Here is a 16,975-nt window from a genome sequence, read left to right on the forward strand (position 1 = left end):
GCGGCGGTGTCATCACATCCCGCCGTCGAGCTTCCGGACAACGGACAGTCGACCGGCAAAATGGTCTTTGCGCACTACTTCCCGCCGTATCCCCTTTCGATCGACAACCTACCGTCGGGCGAAGACTATTACGCCACGCAGTATCTCAATCCGAACGGTGAACGAGGTTCATACGCCGCATTCGGAGGGTTTCTTCGAGACCGACCGCAACCACGGCCTGTTTCAGCTGACCCACAGTGGAGGCAGCGAGATCTCGAAGATGAAGTGCGGCAGGCAATCGACGCGGGAATCAGTGGGTTCTCGGTTGACATTCTGACGAAGTCGTCGAACCCGTTGTGGTCTTCGTCCGTTCCGTCCCAACTTCTCGCCGCTTCGGCTGCGGTTGATCCTGCGTTCGAAATAATGCTGATGCCGGATATGAACGGCGAACTCGGCACATTGGACCCCGCGAATCTGGCAGGCGAGTTGTCGCAGTACGCGTCATCGCCGTCGGTTTTTCGATTGACGGACAACCGGGTGGTGATTTCGCCCTTTCTTGCCGAGAAACACGACCCGGCGTGGTGGTCGCAGTTTCTCGAAATCATGAAGGCCCGCTACGGGATCGAGGTGGCCTTCGTTCCACTTTTCCTGAACTCCACCACGAATATGGATTCATTCGCGTCGATAAGCTATGGAATGTCGACGTGGGGTGGACGTAACCCTTCCTTCAATCCAGTGACGGACACCGGGATCGGCTCGCCACTGGATCAGGTGAACCGAGCGCACGCTCTCGGCAAGATATGGATGCAGTCGGTCTCGTTCCAGGATGCGCGTCCCAGCCAATCGGTTTTCGACGAAGCGCAGAACACTGAGAATCTCCGAAACACCTGGCAGATTGCGCGCGAATCGGATAGCGAATGGGTGCAACTAATTTCGTGGAACGACTACAGCGAAGGTACGGCGTTTGCACCGAGCGAGGGGCACGGTCGTGCGCTGCTCGATTTGAACGCATATTTTGTCGACTGGTTCAAGACCGGAACGGCACCGGCGATTGCACGTGATATCGCGTACGTCACATATCGGAACCAGCTGTCGTCCGCGCAACCCGCACTACCCTCGGTATCACCGATGATTCTGCGTGCGGGGTCGTCCCCGGTTCGCGACACGATCGAGGTTTTGACCTTCTTGGTCGAAGGTGCCGAAGTGAAAGTTACGGTCGGCGGTTCGACGACCACGTGCAGTGCCGATACAGGGATGGACATCTGCACGGTTCCGTCGGCGGTCGGCGCCGTCTCGGTCAGCGTGGTTCGAAACGGGGCGGAAGTGGCTTCGGCGAAGGCACATTCAGACGTCGTGTCCACTCCTGCGGTTCAGAACATGGAGTACCTGGTCGATTCGAGTTTTGGACGATAATCAGCAGTCCGACGGCGGTGACTCGCCTCTGAAGCGCGCTTGGAGCCAGACTGCGGTCTCGGACCCCGGATCCAGATTATTGTGAGTTTGGCCTGCCCTGACGATGTGCTGCACCGAATCGCCGAACGCACAGGCATTGTCGACGGCCTCTTGCACCCACTGCGGGCGGATCGTCTGATCAGCGTCGCCGTTGATGACCAAGAGTGGTCCTCCGGCCGGACGCTGCGGAAGGGCGATCGATATGAGCCAGTCGCGCAAGACTGCTCCGGCCTCGTCGGAGTTCGGCAGGGTATCGGCGGGATTCAGTCGTGATGCTTGTTCGCCGCGTTCTTTCAACACCGGACCCGCACATGCCAGCCACATCGCAGAGTTGCTCGCCAGCGCGCCGTGTAGGTAGTTGCCTGGATCGGTGCCGGGTCGAGCGATGGTCAGCCCAGATACTACGTACGACATCATGATCTGCTGTTCATGCGTCAGCCACTGCGACTGGGCCAAGTCGGCGAGCTTGGAAAGATCTGCCGCCGGAGCCAGCGCTACCGATCCGACAAAATTCAATTCGGGCGCGTAGAAACCGGACAACTCTGCCGCCGCCCATGTCGCCTGCCCGCCGATCGACACGCCGAGTCCTGCCCATTTCCCGGACGTGTCCGGGACCATTTCTCGCGCCGCGCGAACTCCGTCGATCAGGTTGAATGCGCTGGTGTTCGGATCGAGGTACGGGTTGATGCCGCCTGCCGGACCCAATCCTTGGTAGTCGGTCATGACTGCGACGAACCCAAGTTTCATCAAAGGGACGATCGTGCTCGCGTAACCCAGGAGATTCGGGTACATCGAAGGTCCGCACTCCGCAGTCACTCCCGTTGTGCCGTGACCGACGGTGACAACAGACCGCCCGCCGGGTGGTGGATCGCCTTCCGGAACGAAGACGACTCCAGACACGACCGTTGAGCTTCCGTCCATACCTGAAGTTGATCGGTACGTGATCTGGTGGGCAGTCGCGCCCACGTCGGCGATCAGTGGATCGATTTCGTCGAACGCGGACGCACTTTCCAGTTTGCCTCTGGCCGCGACGGCGTCGGCGCTGATCGAGGGAAGAGGTACGGACGTAGGAGTCGGTTTTGAGGGCCTTGTGTGGGCAGTGCAACCGGTCAGAAGCGCCACGGTTGTCGCTGCAACGACTACAAATACTTGGGACGACGTTGTAATTCCGTCCCGGGTAGACGTGCGCATCATGCTCCGAGTCGCTCCTGACCGCGCTTCGACACGGCGAGTTTTCGGTCTCCGAACGCATCGAGTGCAGAGGCAACTATCAACCGGCGGACGCGTTCTCGCGAACTGCGATGGAACAGGTTGTGATCGCCGGAGCCTGAGAACAAGACCTGTGGAGGATTCCTCGATCTCGAAAGACGCGCTATACCTCGTCGGCCTCTGTTCGCCTCGAACCACGCTTCGTCTTCCGGCGAGAGTGACACTGCAGTTTTTGTCCCGCGGCGGGTCAAGGTCCGAAGCATCGACTCGGGGGCATTGACCAATCCGAGGAAACCGAGACCGAGCCACACCGGGTAGGGGACGTACCGCTGAGCTCGTCGTCCGGAATTGCGAATTGTTCTGGCCACGAGGAAAATTCGGTTTGCAACGTCAGACTCCATTGCATCGACGTGTGCTTTCTTCACTGGTGGTCGGCGATTGTTGATCGACCAGTTCACTATGTTGAGAAGCACCACGGACCTTGCGCCGCGCTGGCTTGCTGCATAGGCGCCCATCCATGCGCCGGAACACATTCCGACGTGCATCCGGCGGGACGGCGGCACGTCGAGAGTGTCGACGAGATCCAACACATTGCGGCGCGCTTCCGGAGACACGATGGGCGTGCTCTCGTCGGTGCAGACCGTGCCGCTGTCTCCTGTGCCCATCCTGTCGAAGCGAATCGAGCGAATACCGTGCGAGGCGAGAGTTCGAGCGGACTCGACCCACAGTCTCGCCGGCCCGATCCGGTGCTCGTTCGCGGTGCTGTGAAAGATCGCTGTGGCAGCGTGGCTCGCGGTCGTGCGGGATGCGGTGGAGATTGCAAATAGTGATCCGGTGGACCGTCGTTCCAATATTTCCCAGACTTCTTCGCCGTCGTCAGCCGTCGCGACATGCGCCGCCGACGTGATCTCTGGATCGACGGAAGTCTTGTCCTCGCCGAATTGTCGCGACACCCAACTCGAAATCCGCTGTATGTCGTGCGTAGGCACCGAGAGTACGAAACTGCTGGGGGAAACGAACTGATTCTGGCGTTCGACGAATATGCGTTCAGCACCGGATCGCTCGAGCATCCGTACCACGCGGGGCGAATCAGCGAATTCAGGGCGAATCGCGGCGAGGACTTTTGTCGACGAACTCGGATCGAACGTGCTGAGGTCAAGTCCGGAAAGGTCATTCACCGCTGCGGAAGCCAGCAGGCCGCCGACGATCGATGTGCAATCGTCGTGGTGGGGGTCGTCGTCGACCGAAACGCGGTACAGCGACGTCAGTTCTCGAACATAGGCCCTACCGGATATGACCGGATCCCACAAGACCATCGCACGTAGGTCGCCAAGTGTATCTACGGTGGACGCGGCCAGTAGGGCCCCTGCACGCAAACCTGCGACGGCAACGGACTCGATACCTGTGCGCCGCACGTACGAAACGGCTGCTGTCACGCTGGCCTGCCAGTGCGTAACTGCTAGCGGGTCATCCTGCCGACCGGATGAATCTCCTTGTCCCTCATAGTCGAAACGAAGAGCGAGGAATCCGTGCTCGGCAAGTTCTTGGGCGAGTTGGCGCAGTCCCCGATAAGCGCTGATGTGTTCCTTCGCGAGGGGTGGACATATGACCACGGCACCGCGCACGGCAGCATCCGACGGCAGGTGAACCGAGGCGAACAGTGCCCCATCGCCAGGGCCCGGAATCCACGTGTCGATCGTGCGAATCCCGGTCGGTGTCTGGCGGTCGCGGAGGCGCCGGGTGGTGATCGCCAGCAGGGTGGGGTTGGGTGCGTGTAGTGCGGACATCACGGTTGTCATGTTGGCCATCGATTTGTTCAAGGACCTCTCCACACATTGATTCGGCCTGCCAGTTTCGCGTAGTTCTCCGGTTTCCAGAGGATCCGGTAAACTTCCCGCTACAGATAACATACCGCAAGTATGTTTTGCGGCGGATGAACAGTGCAAGAGTTGGATATGGGGGTGCGTACAGCGATGGATCCAGTGTTCGGTGCGTCGTTGGGCGCTGCCTCGGTTCGTATTGTTCGGGCCGACCCCCAGCCGGAAACCGGATCCACGAGCGGTCGATTCCTGACTCGGACTGTAGATGCAAACGACGCCTCTCCGGTCCGGACAGCCGCGATTCACCTAGTTGCTGCGGTTCGCGGGGACACGTCACGGATGGTCATTTCGGTTCCCGACGAGCGGCAGAACGTAGCGCTCGAATCAGAACTGCGTGCCCGAGGTATCGAGGGCGTTGTCACGGTGCCGGAAGCGGTTGCCGTTGTCGCGTTGGTACGGACTTCGGGTGCGGCCGAAGGTTTTCGGTTACTTACAGTTCTCGATATCGGTCGAACCGGAGTGACTGTCTCGATGATCGAGATCGGGACCGCGACAACCATCGCGTCCACGCGGTCGACGGCGCTCGCCGGTGACAGGCTCGACGGGGTTGTCGCGGAGTTACTTCCCGCAACCACTGTTGATGCAGCCCTCGACGCTGATTCAGCGTTCGACGCCCGCGAAGTCAAGGAGTATCTCGCCAGTGGCTCCCGTCGTGCGCAGGTGATGCCCGTTCCCGAATCCATGTGCATCCGTTTCGATTCGGTTGTCGAGCGTGAAGTCGAAGACACGCTGATGGTGATTCGAGAAGTTGCGGCACGAGCTCGGTGTGTCCCTGACGCTTTGGTTCTCGTCGGAGGAGGCGCCCGAATTTCACTGGTGGAGAAGATACTCGCGCGGGAGTTTTCGGTACCGGTGATCAGGCCGGCCGAGCCCGAGCTCGCCTCGGCCAAGGGCGCAGCATTGATAGCCGAGGTCTTACATCAGGAGCACCCCAGCTCGGAAGTCGCGGTTTCGGACGTCGCGGTTTCGGACGTCGCGGTTTCGGCAGTCTCCGACTCGGAAATCGCAACGGATACTGTAGAAATGTCTTCCGATCAGGCCGTGGTGCACAGCGTCGGTGAAACCGAAGAAGACACCGAATCGGATTCGCTACCTGCTGGTGGGCTTGGGAGGATGCAAATCCTTGTGGGCGTCGGGTTCTCGATGGTTGCGCTGACCAGCTTCCTCGCGTGGGCGGTGCTGCGCCCGTTTTCGGATCCTGCACAGGCGGAACCGCCGCAGGCGCAAACAACGGCAATTGTCGCGCCGGTACCTACCTCCGACTTGCTGCCGCCGACCACGACCAGAGCAATCGATCCACTGACCGAGCGGAATCGGGCACCGGTCAATTTGGTGCGTTCGTGGAGGTACTGAACACAGAGACTCGCGTCAGGTGAACAGTTGGGAACTCCAGTCCTTGCCGTCGGCGAGACCGCCGGGGCAAGCGAAGACCGCAGAACCGACGTGCTGGATGTATTCGTTCAGCGCATCGTGTCGTGAAAGGTTTTGCTGCATCGGAACAAACTGCTCGACCGGATTCCGGCAGTACGCAACGAAGAACAGTCCCGCGTCCAGGTGGCCGAAGCCATCGGAGCCGTCCGTGAAGTTGTATCCGCGGCGCAAGATCTGAATCCCACCGAGTTCCTCGGCAGAGGCCAGGCGCACGTGTGAATCCTCCGGGATGACGAAGTCGTGTCCCATTTTGGAATCGAGATCGAGCTCGTCGAACTCGTCCTTGCCGCCGAGCGGCGCTCCGCTGCGTTTGGAGCGGCCGATGACAGCTTCCTGTTCCTTGAGTACTGCGCGATCCCACTGCTCGATCAGCATGCGGATTCGTCTTGCGACGAGGAATGAGCCGCCCGCCATCCAGGCCTGATCGTCAGTGGGATCAACCCAGACGTGCTGGGCGAGTGCGTTTGGATCTTCCGCCTTGATGTTGGCTGTTCCGTCCTTGAACCCGAACAGATTTCGTGGTGTCGCCTGCGTCGTCGAGGTCGAGGATGTTCGTCCGAACCCGAGTTGCGACCATTTGACCGACGCGGTCCCGAACGCGACTCGCGCGAGGTTGCGGATCGCATGGACGGCAACCTGGGGGTCGTTGGCGCACGCTTGGATGGCGATGTCGCCCCCGCTGCGATTCGGATCGAGGTTGTCCGCACGGAAGTGGGGGAGATCGAGCAGGGCAGCAGGTTTCTTGTCTGCGAGACCGAACCGGTCGTCGAAAAGTGACGGTCCGAATCCGATGGTCAGGGTGAGTTGCGACGGCGCGAGATCGAGTGCCTCACCCGTATCGCTCGGTGGTGCATACGGACCGTCGCCGGTCGCTCCGTCCTCGGTTGCTTCCTGACCCGCCGTCATTCGTTCGGCCATCGCCGTCCACGTCTGCAGCAGCGTGATCAGTTCGTCGCGCGACTTCGTCGTCACATCGAAAGCGACGAAGTGCATACGATCCTGGGCCGGCGTCGTGATGCCTGCCTGATGCTCGCCGCGAAAGGCCACCACGTCTGCGTGATCGGTGCCGGAACTCTCGTCGGCGGTCACCCGCCCGATGACGGCACCGGCACCGGCCAGGACGGCGCCCGCCCCCACGGCGCCGAACAGTCGGCGCCGTGAGACTGCCTGCGGTGCTGCGCTTTCCGCAGCGGGTGTGCCTTTCGGTGAATCAGTCATCTACTGTCCCGCGACTACTTCCTGGACCTGGCTGACCTCGGCGGACAGAGCATCGATTTTACGCGAGAGTTCCTGACGCTGCGCCTCGGTCACGGTGTCGTAGTACACGAATCCGTCGCCGACCTGGAACTGCGCCAGCGCAGCGTCGAGGTCGGCGAATCGGTCAGCGATGCGCTGGGCGAGCTCGGGATTACGTTCCTGCAGAATCGGGTTCAGTGCCGCGATCGCCGCTTGTGAGCCATCGACGTTGGCCTGGAAATCCCAGAGGTCGGTATGCGAGAAGATGTCTTCTTCTCCGCTGATCTTCGACTTCGAGATCTCGTCGAGCAACCCTTGAGCGTCGCCGGCGATCTTGGTGGGATCGATCGTGTAATCGTCCGCGTTCACCTGGTCGGCAAGGTACTGGATGTCTTCGAGCAGCTGATCTGCGACCGCGTTGGTGTCCGGCTGAAGCCCGGTCACCCACAGATCCTTCTCGAGGCGGTGGAACCCGGTCCAGACCTGACCGGGCTCGAGATCCGCTTCGCGAAGGTCCAGCTTGGGATCGAGCTCGCCGAAGCTCTCGGCTTCGGGTTCGATGCGCTCGTAGTAGGTACGTGCGATCGGGAACAGTGCCTTCGCCTGGTCGACGTTGCCGGACTGGACTGTGGCGACGAACTGAGCTGCGGTGTCCTGCAGCGCGACGATCTGGCTGCGGATGTAGCGACGGTAACCGTCGGCGGCTTCGGCGAGCTGGCCGCTCTCGTCGGTGGCCGCCTGCGAATCGCCTGTGACGACGAAGTCCTGACGGATGCCGGTTCCGACCATGCCCGGCTTGCAGGCGAGCTGGTAGGTCGCTGCTTCAGGGAGAGAGACGATCAGCTGACGGGTCAGTCCTGGGCCGATGTTCTCGACCTCGCCCATCGCTCGATCACCCTCGGCGAAGACGTAGAACTCGGTGACCTTGGAGCCGTTGTTCGTCACCTGGAAGGTCGACGTGCCGGTCGTCCCCGTCGTGGCGCTGACCTCACATGAGTCGTCGGTGGCGGTGACCGTGATGTCGCCGTCGTTCGCCGTCGTCTTCTCGGTGCACGCGGCGAGGGAGAAGGGAAGTACCGCAGCCGTGGCCAGTACGAGGGTGGATTTACGCATGTCGGCAATGCCTCTCAGGATTTTTCGGGAACGTGTGTGTCGTGCGCGGGCGGGGCCGTCGGCTCGGTTGGCTTCGACGGAAGGGGACGCAGGAAGAGTGCTAGGACGACTACGAGGTAGACGAGCCATGCGACGGCTTGCAGGACGGTCGGGTCCGGGCGGAAGTTGAAGATTCCGGCGAGGACGGTGCCGTACCAGGTCGACGGGTCGTAGCCGGGTGTCAGGTTGAACGCGAGATTCGAACCGCCCGGCAGGACGTTTCCGGTCTGCAGAGCGCGAACACCGTACGAGAGGATTCCGGCGGCTACGACGATGAGGAAGATCGCCGTGTACCGGAAGAACGTCGTGAGGTTGAGACGGAGGGCGCCGAAGTACATGGCGACGGTCAAGACGGCGGCCAAGAGAATTCCGAGGAGCAGTCCGACCAGCGGCCAGGAGCTGCCGGCGGTGTTCTCTGCGTACCCCACCATGAGCAACGCTGTCTCGACGCCTTCACGACCGACCGCGAAGAATGCCAGCGACAAAATGGCGACGGGTCCGGCAATGAGCGCCTTTTCCATCCCCGCCTTGAGATCTCCGGAAATGTTCTTCGCTGCCGTACGCATCCACAGGACCATGATCGTGACGATGACGACGGCGATCAGGGAGGCAACGCCCGCGATGATCTCTGCGGTCAGGCCGTCGACCGTCGACGTTCCGTAGTGGATCGCGAAGAAGATGATCGCCACCATCGCGACGGCGATCGCGACGCCGAGCCACACCCATTTCAGTGCGTCCTTGCGCTGCGCCTTCACGAGGTAGGCGGCGAGAATCATCACCACGATGCCCGCTTCGAGGCCTTCGCGCAGACCGATCAGGCCACTGCCGAATAACTGGGTGGCAACTGATGGTGTGCTCGCGGCAGCGAGTACCGACACGGGCACGGGCGACTCCTGACAGGAAGGGTGTAACAGCTTCGGACAAGTTCGTGAGGCTAGGCCAGCCTTAACTCAGAAGAAGATACTCCATCATCGACGGCGAACCATGCCCTCACCTGTACTTTTGCTGTTCTTTACCAATGGATTCGGGAGTAGTTCACTCGCATGTGGATGATGGAGGGGTGTACCGAACTCCCGTAGCCCGCAGAAGTCCCCGGCGTCTCTCGCGAGCCGTAGCAGCAGTAGCTGCCGGAACAGCTTTGCTGGGCGCAGGCGTCGTGGCTTGCGGATCGAACGAACCGAAGGTTGCTATTCCCGAGGGCATACCCCCAGGTACCGGCTCTCCGACGCCGCCGATCGACATCAATGCTCCCGGCCGCAGTGCTGATCAACTCGCCGACTGGGCAGCGGGATTGTCGGACGACATCGGGATCGGGACGACGGCACTCGAGGCCTACGGGTACGCCGCCGCGGTGATGGCCGAGACGCTTCCTGGCTGCGGAATCGGGTGGACAACTTTGGCCGGTATCGGCAGCGTCGAGAGCCGCCACGGGACCTACGACGGCTCGTCGGTCGACGCGTTCGGCCAGGTTGCTCCGATCATTCGGGGAATCCCTCTCGACGGTGGCCCGGGAGTTGCCGAGATCCCCGACACCGACGGCGGGGCGATGGACGGCGATCCAGTGCACGACCGTGCGATGGGGCCCATGCAGTTCATCCCCGAGACGTGGCTCAAATGGGGAGTCGACGCCAACGGCGACGGCCGGGTGGACCCCGACAACATCGACGACGCTGCCCTCACGGCCGCCCGCTACCTGTGTGCACGCGGGGGAGACCTCACTTCCGCTGCCGGATGGCAGCAGGCACTGATGGCGTACAACCTCTCGGGCGACTATCTCGCGCTCGTTCGTGATCGTGCGTCGGCGTATTCAGTCGGGGTACGGCCGGACTGACGGTGATCGATCCGCAGGTCGGACCCGTGACCGCGCGTCGATAAAGAAGCCTTCGGCCCGTGCGGTTAGGCTGTGTGCTGGCACTACAGAGGTGCTGGCACTGCAGAGGCCCAGCCGCGATCGTGGTCCTCTTTCGACCGGAGGGGTCGGAGCCCAGGTGTCAAGCACGCAGAGCGTGCCCCAATGCGAAGCCCATTCGAAGGAGAACCACACAGTGGCCAGTATTGAGCAGGTCGGAGCTCGCGAGATCCTTGATTCCCGTGGTAACCCCACGGTTGAGGTCGAGGTTCTGCTCGAAGACGGAAGTTTCGCCAGGGCTGCGGTGCCGTCCGGCGCTTCGACGGGTGAGCACGAAGCCGTCGAACTGCGCGACGGTGGCGCACGCTACGGCGGAAAGGGCGTCGAGAAGGCCGTGGAGGCTGTGCTCGGCGAGATCGCTCCTGCCATCATCGGCATCGACGCAACCGAGCAGCGCACGGTTGACCAGGCGCTGCTCGACGCGGACGGCACCCCGGACAAGTCGCGTCTCGGCGCAAACGCTCTGCTCGGTGCCTCGCTTGCCGTGGCTCGCGCCGCCGCCGAGTCCTCGGGCCTCGAGCTGTTCCGCTACGTCGGTGGCCCCAACGCTCACGTTCTCCCTGTCCCGATGATGAACATCCTCAACGGTGGCGCACACGCAGACACCGGTGTCGACGTCCAGGAGTTCATGGTTGCTCCCATCGGCGCACCGAGCTTCAAGGAATCGCTGCGCTGGGGCGCCGAGGTCTACCACTCCCTGAAGTCGGTTCTCAAGGAGAAGGGCCTCTCCACCGGTCTCGGCGACGAAGGCGGATTCGCGCCCGACGTCGCAGGCACCAAGGAAGCACTCGACCTCATCACGATCGCCGTGAACAAGACCGGCCTCAAGCTGGGTACCGACGTCGCGCTCGCTCTCGACGTCGCTGCCACCGAGTTCTACACCGACGGCACCGGCTACAAGTTCGAGGGCAAGAACCGCACCGCGGCCGAGATGGCGGCGTTCTACGCCGAGCTCATCGACGCCTACCCGCTCGTTTCCATCGAGGATCCGCTCGACGAAGACGACTGGGACGGCTGGGTCGCACTCACCGATCAGATCGGCAACAAGATCCAGCTCGTCGGCGACGACCTCTTCGTCACCAACCCCGAGCGCCTCGAAGAAGGCATCGTCAAGGGTGCGGCCAACGCACTCCTGGTGAAGGTCAACCAGATCGGCACCCTGACCGAGACCCTCGACGCCGTCGATCTCGCTCACCGCAACGGCTACAAGACGATGATGAGCCACCGTTCCGGCGAGACCGAGGACACCACCATCGCCGACCTCGCGGTTGCCGTCGGCAGCGGCCAGATCAAGACCGGTGCTCCGGCACGCAGCGAGCGCGTTGCCAAGTACAACCAGCTGCTGCGCATCGAGGAAAACCTCGGCGACGCAGCACGTTACGCCGGCGAGGTTGCGTTCCCGCGCTTCGCTTTCGAGGCCTGACGGAAATCTAAGATTCAGTAGTGTCTGCACAGCGCGGTAAGCCACGATCCCCCGGCGGAAGTCCGGGGGGTCGTGGTTCCCGTCGTGGGGACACACCGTCGCGTGCGCGTCGGGACAGTGCCCGACGCCCACGCGTGTCGGAACCTTCGGTAGATCCGGAAGCAGTCGATTCCGCTGTGACAGGCCCCGCGCAACCGGGGGTCTCCGCCGAGAAAGCGTCGGCGCGAGGGTCGAAGTCGGCCCGGGGGAAGAGCGGAACCAACAAGTTCTGGTCTCGGCTTCCGAAGTCGGACAACACCATTTTCGGCTTGTCCACCAGTCGGGCAGTTGTGCTCGCGATGGTTGTGCTCATGCTGGCGCTGACACTGGCAGTGCCGCTCCGTACTTACATCAGCCAGCGTTCGGATGCCGCGCAGGTGGCGGCGGAACGTCAGGTACTCGAGGAAGAACTGCGAAAGCTGCAAGGGCAGAACGCGCGCTTCGACGACCCTGCGTACATCGAAGCTCTTGCACGAGAACGCCTTCGGTACGTCAAACCGGGCGAGACCCCGTTCCAGGTTCAGCTTCCCGGTGACTACAAGGAACCCGAGAAGAAGCCGGAAAAGGAAACACCGCTCACAGGTCCGTGGTATCGCGATCTGTGGCAAACGATTTCGGAACCGCCAGTGGTTCCCGAGACGACGACACCGGCCCCGATGCCGTTGGCGCCGATAGAGCCAGAAGAACAAGGAGTACCCACCGGGTGAGCAACACGTCCGAAAATTCCCCACAGGTTTCACAAGCGGATCTCGACGCCGTTGCCGCTCAATTGGGCCGTGAGCCACGCGGAGTGATCGAGATCGCGTACCGCAGCCCGGACGGTCAGCCGGGCGTGGTCAAGACCGCCCCCAAACTTCCGGACGGAACACCGTTCCCGACGTTGTACTACCTCACGGACCCGCGACTGACTGCCGAAGCGAGCCGTCAGGAATCCGCCGGCGTCATGCGTGAAATGACCGAACGCCTGACCCAGGATCCGAAACTTGCCGCGGCCTACCGACGGGCATACGAGTCGTACCTTGCCGAGCGGGACGCGATCGAATCTCTGGGAACCGACTTTGCCGGCGGTGGGATGCCGGATCGTGTCAAGTGCCTGCACGTGTTGATGGCACATTCGCTTGCCAAGGGACCCGGCGTCAATCCGCTCGGTGACGAGTCCGTCGCGTTGGCCGGTCACGGAAAGCTGCGCGGCACTGCAATTCCCGCGGACTGGCCTGGCATCGACGATGCCGACAACACCGACCGGTGACTCGCCGTGTCGCCGCAGTCGATTGCGGTACCAACTCCATTCGACTGCTGATCGCCGACGTCGGCGCCGACGGTCGTCTGGTGGATGTCCGGCGCGAGATGCGCGTCGTGCGACTCGGTCAAGGTGTTGATGCGACAGGGACATTCGCGCCCGAGGCCATCGAACGCACCCGGGTCGCGCTGGTCGAGTACGCGTCGATGATCGCCGATGCCGGAGCAACCGCCGTTCGCATGGTCGCCACCTCGGCTACTCGCGACGCTGCGAATCGGGAAGACTTCTTCACGATGACGCGGGACGTGCTCGGCGCGGTGATTCCCGGATCCGGAGCAGAGGTCATCACCGGCGACGAAGAGGCGCGCCTATCGTTCAGCGGTGCTGTGGGAGAACTCGATCCGTCGGAGGGCCCCTTCGTGGTGGTCGATCTCGGCGGCGGATCCACCGAAGTTGTCCTCGGCGAGGCGTCCGGCGTCCAGGCTGCGTACTCCACCGACATCGGCTGTGTGCGCGTCACGGAGCGGTGCTTACCGTCGGATCCGCCTACAGCAGAGCAGGTTTCCGAGGCGACGGCTTTCGCGACCGCGAAACTTGCCGAGGCGTTCGAGGCCGTACCCGTCGAGAAGGCGCACACGTGGGTGGGTGTCGCTGGAACCATGACGACGCTGGCCGCGATCGCGCAGGATCTTCCGGAGTACGACGCCGAGAAGGTGCACCTGTCGAGGATTTCGTTCAATCAACTGTTCGACGTGTGCGAGCGTCTCATTGCTATGCCTCGGGTTGATCGTGCTGCCTTCGGCCCGATGCATCCGGGGCGGGTGGACGTCATCGGCGGCGGAGCGATCATCACCACGGTGCTGGCTCAAGCGTTCGAAGCCAAAGCCGGGATCGCCGAACTGGTTGTCAGCGAACACGACATACTCGACGGCATCGCGATGTCGGTAGCTCAGACCGACCCGATAGTCTGATCCCTGCCGCACCCGACCCGTCGGGTGCGGCAAGGCCCCCATAGCCCAATTGGCAGAGGCAACGGACTTAAAATCCGTCAAGTGTCGGTTCGAGTCCGACTGGGGGCACCACGTAGATCCTCCTGCACATTGAATCGAAAAACCCCGCTCGTCCTCTTCGGGCGGGCGGGGCTTTCCGTGGAGCAGCGACTGACCACCAAGTGGCTACTGAGCCCAGACGGTCGTCCCTGCAGGAGCATTCAGCGTGTTGACGAGATCGATGCCGGCTACGACAGCCGCGCCGCCGCCGCCGAGGATCGTTCCGGCGACACCGCCGATTCCGGCGCCTGTTGCGAGGCCACCCAGGCACAGTGCCACGGCGACGGGGAGTCCGACGATGGTCAAGCCCAGCGGAGCGCCGACAGCGCAACCGATTCCGGCGCCGACGATGGTGCCGAGCAGGCTGCCGACCTGAGTGCCGAGTCCGAGTTGGCTCTGGAAGTGCGCAATCGCCCGATCATTCTCCTCGGGCGAGGCGACGGGCGTCCATTCCTTTGCCGCAGGCGCACTCTCGGGTCGAGGTGTTGCCTTCGCCGAATCGGTGATCGGTGTCAGCGTGAGGGTCTTACCGTCTTCACTGATCGTGCGATCGAAGGGGAACTGTAGATCCCCGAGGTTGTATGCGATAGGCAGGGAAACAAGGTCGGCTCCCTTGCTGTCCTGCAAGACGACGGACTTGTCGTCGCCGGATACCTTGAACAGCCCGGCGTCGATGGTGGTGACGATCGACTTGTCGACGACCTTCGCTTCGTAATTCACGTCGGTCGACGGATCAGCTGATGCGATCCCTGTTGATGCTCCGACTGCAGCGACCGCTAGAGCAGTCACTGCCGCCTTCTTGAAGAAACCCATAGTTCAACCCCGTGTTCGCCTGTGTGTGCTCGCAGAAACTCGACAACTTCGGACATTGGTAAACCCCCGACAAAGCCTTCGTATTAAAGCAGACCGAAGTGACGGAAGGGATAGTTGCGCTCGGGCCGACCGGAAGCGGCCGGTGCAATCGAATGTGCAGCGTGCAGTACCAAGTTGTCGAACATGTGTGCGAAAATGTGGAGATGCGGTTGACCGAGCAATCCCCGGACTGCTGCCCCAACGGACACCGGCTCACGGCGAACACATGCCTTGTCGGTTGGGAGGTCTGCGGGTGTGTCTCGACGGAGAATGGCGGACACAGGACCCATTACTGCAGGCGATGTGGTGAAACTGTCCGGACGCCGGAGTGCGTAGGCGTGAATCCGCAGAAAAGTCGGTGGAGTTGAAGTGCTGTTACGTTGTGTTTCAAAGAGATTGGCTTGTGGATCAGGTAGGCGGGGCGACGGGTGCGTCGCTGCTTCCTCCCGAGCTCCCGCTCGACGAGCCGGTGCCGAACAGTAGGCCGAAGAAGCCGGAGATTGCGCCGAAGAAATCGAACATGGGCGAGCCTTTCGCGAGGACGAATGCGGTCACGACAAGTGGCCGACTTGTGGTGGTGTTCAGAGAAGTTCCGTCGACATTGACGGCAAAGGCGTCGGACGAAGGCCGACTGCCGGATGAAATGTACGATTCGTCCCCGTTTCATACAAGTCTTTCCCGAGTAACAGTTACTTGAGGCTTAAATTATCGGGGGTGCCTGCCTGATCTGGGGTGCCCTGCGTGCTTGGGTGGGGCAACCAGGCAGGGCAGTGGTTGGCCGTCCCTCTCAATACCGACCTACGGCGAACCATCGGCGTTGAAACTACCCACAGTTCGTGACGTGCGCCACTTACGTACCGGTACCTTCGTTAGCCGAGGTCGGACGTTGCGGCGAAGGCGGTCGTCGACGTCCCCGCGGGGACGTGGTTCATCGAGAAATCGCGGTCCCGATCAGGGTTGACGACGCTTGCAAACAGGAGCATGGCGGCGACAAAGAGAACTCCTGCGGCGAGGTAGGCGATTCTCACGGGCAGGCGCGGGCGTCGATCTGAATTCGTGGACATTCACGTTCTCCATCGGTGCATGTTGGACGAACGCCTAGTTTAACGATCAACTAATGAAAGGGTGCGAACAGTGACGCAAGATACGAAAAGGCCCTCGATCTCGGGGGAAATCGAGGGCCTTTCCGGTCGAACGTCGGCGTCGCCAAGCACATAGCGTCACCGACCCACTATCGGTGTCGAGCGTGACCCCTCATGTCCGACCCCACTTCTCGACACTATCCAGTAACTTGCGACATTGTGGATGATTCGGACATTGTCATTCGGATGGGGGAGATCCCGTCCGCAGCCCCTACTTTCGTCCGGCAGCCCATTTCATTCCCCAGTTGTAGGCCCGATCGAGATCTGACTGACTGCCGTTGATGTACTGCACTTCGCGCGTCACCGTCACGCCCTGACCTGAACTCTGGATGAGAGCGATCGCGCACAGTCGCTCCTGGTTGCTGGCGGAGTCGAGTCGCACTTCCACCTCCGGCCCGTTGGTGGGATACAAGGTGACGACGCCGTCCACCGCCGCCCAGTTGGGAGCGCCGTCGTAGATCATCGCGAAGATCAGGATTCGCCGGAAAGCGCTTGGGTCACCAAGATTGACGTGCATGTTCTCGCCGCCGGTGTTCGCACCACTGCGGTCGTCGCCGTCGAGGGAGATGTAGGGCGGAGAAGTCAGTGAACCGAAACTGTTACCCAAGGCCTGAACTACTCCCTTGGACCCGTCGGCAAGTTCGTAGAGGCATCCGAGGTCCAGGTCGACCGCACCAGAGCCTGCGCCGGCGAGCTTGGCGAGAAAACCGGTCTTCTTCGGTGGTGCCCCCTGTGACCAGTTGAGGTTCACGCGCATATTGCCTTGTCGTTCACCCGCCTTCGCGAGGTTGACCGTCGGCGCCGATTTTGTGAGCGTGATCTTGCTCAGGCTGACCGGTGCTTGCGACGGAGTGGACTCGCCGGAACGTCGGGTGTAGTCGATTGCCATCGTGATAGTCCTTGTCTGAACTCGAATGAGTCCGATCGTGTTACCCGTCGAGGAATCTCCACCGACGTGATCGGCGATCTCCGGCCATTGTCC

At 61.9% G+C, this 16,975-nt stretch carries 15 protein-coding genes and 1 tRNA gene; 8 read left to right on the top strand and 8 right to left on the bottom strand.

Annotation, left to right across the window (positions count from 1 at the left end; all coding sequences use genetic code 11):
- The first annotated feature begins 6 nt into the window (after nt 1-6).
- A complete protein-coding gene (locus QRN54_RS27735) occupies nt 7-1,392 on the top strand; it encodes a glycoside hydrolase family 71 protein (RefSeq protein ID WP_230691677.1) in 1,386 nt (461 codons plus the stop codon).
- Here the strand turns inward: QRN54_RS27735 and QRN54_RS27740 are convergent, their stop codons facing one another.
- Together QRN54_RS27740 and QRN54_RS27745 are read right to left on the bottom strand one after the other, a co-directional pair.
- The gene (locus QRN54_RS27740; protein ID WP_082238945.1) at nt 1,393-2,625 is read right to left on the bottom strand and encodes a lipase family protein; all 1,233 of its coding nucleotides are present in this window, start codon (nt 2,623-2,625) and stop codon (nt 1,393-1,395) included.
- Nucleotides 2,622-4,460, bottom strand: a complete 1,839-nt coding sequence (locus QRN54_RS27745; protein ID WP_285183512.1) for a serine aminopeptidase domain-containing protein — start codon at nt 4,458-4,460, stop codon at nt 2,622-2,624. Before QRN54_RS27745 ends, QRN54_RS27740 begins: the two co-directional genes overlap by 4 nt.
- A gap of 153 nt (nt 4,461-4,613) precedes the next feature.
- Between QRN54_RS27745 and QRN54_RS27750 the strand changes: the two genes are divergently transcribed.
- Nucleotides 4,614-5,873, top strand: coding sequence for a DUF7159 family protein (locus QRN54_RS27750; RefSeq protein ID WP_285183513.1), 1,260 nt, complete (start codon nt 4,614-4,616; stop codon nt 5,871-5,873).
- Nucleotides 5,874-5,888: 15 nt separating this feature from the next.
- Here the strand turns inward: QRN54_RS27750 and efeB are convergent, their stop codons facing one another.
- From efeB to efeU, 3 genes are read right to left on the bottom strand one after another with little or no spacing between them, the layout of a single operon-like run.
- The gene (efeB, locus tag QRN54_RS27755; protein ID WP_058037257.1) at nt 5,889-7,169 is read right to left on the bottom strand and encodes an iron uptake transporter deferrochelatase/peroxidase subunit; all 1,281 of its coding nucleotides are present in this window, start codon (nt 7,167-7,169) and stop codon (nt 5,889-5,891) included.
- Nucleotides 7,170-8,300, bottom strand: coding sequence for an iron uptake system protein EfeO (efeO, locus tag QRN54_RS27760; protein WP_285183514.1), 1,131 nt, complete (start codon nt 8,298-8,300; stop codon nt 7,170-7,172). It lies immediately after the preceding gene.
- A 14-nt stretch (nt 8,301-8,314) separates the two neighbouring features.
- Nucleotides 8,315-9,217, bottom strand: coding sequence for an iron uptake transporter permease EfeU (gene efeU / locus QRN54_RS27765; RefSeq protein WP_058037265.1), 903 nt, complete (start codon nt 9,215-9,217; stop codon nt 8,315-8,317).
- A gap of 140 nt (nt 9,218-9,357) precedes the next feature.
- Between efeU and QRN54_RS27770 the strand changes: the two genes are divergently transcribed.
- From QRN54_RS27770 to QRN54_RS27795, 6 genes are all read left to right on the top strand, one after another.
- Nucleotides 9,358-10,170 carry a lytic transglycosylase domain-containing protein gene (locus tag QRN54_RS27770; RefSeq protein WP_087503791.1) on the top strand — a complete coding sequence of 271 codons (813 nt, stop codon included), beginning with the start codon at nt 9,358-9,360 and terminating at the stop codon, nt 10,168-10,170.
- 214 nt (nt 10,171-10,384) lie between these two features.
- Complete coding sequence (gene eno / locus QRN54_RS27775) at nt 10,385-11,671, top strand: phosphopyruvate hydratase (protein ID WP_003946309.1); 1,287 nt, start codon at nt 10,385-10,387, stop codon at nt 11,669-11,671.
- 20 nt (nt 11,672-11,691) lie between these two features.
- Complete coding sequence (locus tag QRN54_RS27780; protein ID WP_285183515.1) at nt 11,692-12,417, top strand: FtsB family cell division protein; 726 nt, start codon at nt 11,692-11,694, stop codon at nt 12,415-12,417.
- Nucleotides 12,414-12,959: a DUF501 domain-containing protein gene (locus QRN54_RS27785; RefSeq protein WP_054827653.1), complete on the top strand. Its 546-nt coding sequence runs from the start codon at nt 12,414-12,416 to the stop codon at nt 12,957-12,959. The genes QRN54_RS27780 and QRN54_RS27785 overlap by 4 nt, the downstream gene beginning before the upstream one ends.
- Nucleotides 12,956-13,921 (top strand): Ppx/GppA phosphatase family protein, encoded by a 966-nt coding sequence (locus QRN54_RS27790; protein WP_285183516.1) that lies wholly within the window; start codon nt 12,956-12,958, stop codon nt 13,919-13,921. Before QRN54_RS27785 ends, QRN54_RS27790 begins: the two co-directional genes overlap by 4 nt.
- A gap of 34 nt (nt 13,922-13,955) precedes the next feature.
- Nucleotides 13,956-14,032, top strand: a tRNA-Leu gene (locus tag QRN54_RS27795).
- A gap of 93 nt (nt 14,033-14,125) precedes the next feature.
- On the opposite strand, the gene QRN54_RS27800 is transcribed toward QRN54_RS27795, so the two are convergent.
- The 3 genes from QRN54_RS27800 to QRN54_RS27810 all read right to left on the bottom strand — a co-directional run bounded on the left by QRN54_RS27800 (nt 14,126) and on the right by QRN54_RS27810 (nt 16,882).
- A complete protein-coding gene (locus QRN54_RS27800; protein WP_234551761.1) occupies nt 14,126-14,812 on the bottom strand; it encodes a DUF8020 domain-containing protein in 687 nt (228 codons plus the stop codon).
- A gap of 908 nt (nt 14,813-15,720) precedes the next feature.
- On the bottom strand, nt 15,721-15,915 hold the full coding sequence (locus QRN54_RS27805; protein ID WP_058037253.1) for a hypothetical protein: 195 nt from the start codon (nt 15,913-15,915) through the stop codon (nt 15,721-15,723).
- Nucleotides 15,916-16,204: 289 nt separating this feature from the next.
- On the bottom strand, nt 16,205-16,882 hold the full coding sequence (locus tag QRN54_RS27810) for a TerD family protein (protein ID WP_007728823.1): 678 nt from the start codon (nt 16,880-16,882) through the stop codon (nt 16,205-16,207).
- Nucleotides 16,883-16,975 lie beyond the last annotated feature (93 nt).

Origin of the sequence: Rhodococcus sp. MEB032 (assembly GCF_030208925.1) — a bacterium.
Taxonomy (GTDB): domain Bacteria; phylum Actinomycetota; class Actinomycetes; order Mycobacteriales; family Mycobacteriaceae; genus Rhodococcus_F; species Rhodococcus_F qingshengii.

Excerpts from the sequence above, each read along its gene's own strand:
- QRN54_RS27740 (WP_082238945.1), bottom strand. The coding sequence starts at position 2,625 with ATGATGCGCACGTCTACCCGGGACGGAATTACAACGTCGTCCCAAGTA.
- QRN54_RS27750 (WP_285183513.1), top strand. The coding sequence starts at position 4,614 with ATGGATCCAGTGTTCGGTGCGTCGTTGGGCGCTGCCTCGGTTCGTATT.
- efeB (WP_058037257.1), bottom strand. The coding sequence starts at position 7,169 with ATGACTGATTCACCGAAAGGCACACCCGCTGCGGAAAGCGCAGCACCG.
- efeO (WP_285183514.1), bottom strand. The coding sequence starts at position 8,300 with ATGCGTAAATCCACCCTCGTACTGGCCACGGCTGCGGTACTTCCCTTC.
- QRN54_RS27770 (WP_087503791.1), top strand. The coding sequence starts at position 9,358 with ATGGATTCGGGAGTAGTTCACTCGCATGTGGATGATGGAGGGGTGTAC.
- QRN54_RS27800 (WP_234551761.1), bottom strand. The coding sequence starts at position 14,812 with ATGGGTTTCTTCAAGAAGGCGGCAGTGACTGCTCTAGCGGTCGCTGCA.
- QRN54_RS27805 (WP_058037253.1), bottom strand. The coding sequence starts at position 15,915 with ATGTCCACGAATTCAGATCGACGCCCGCGCCTGCCCGTGAGAATCGCC.
- QRN54_RS27810 (WP_007728823.1), bottom strand. The coding sequence starts at position 16,882 with ATGGCAATCGACTACACCCGACGTTCCGGCGAGTCCACTCCGTCGCAA.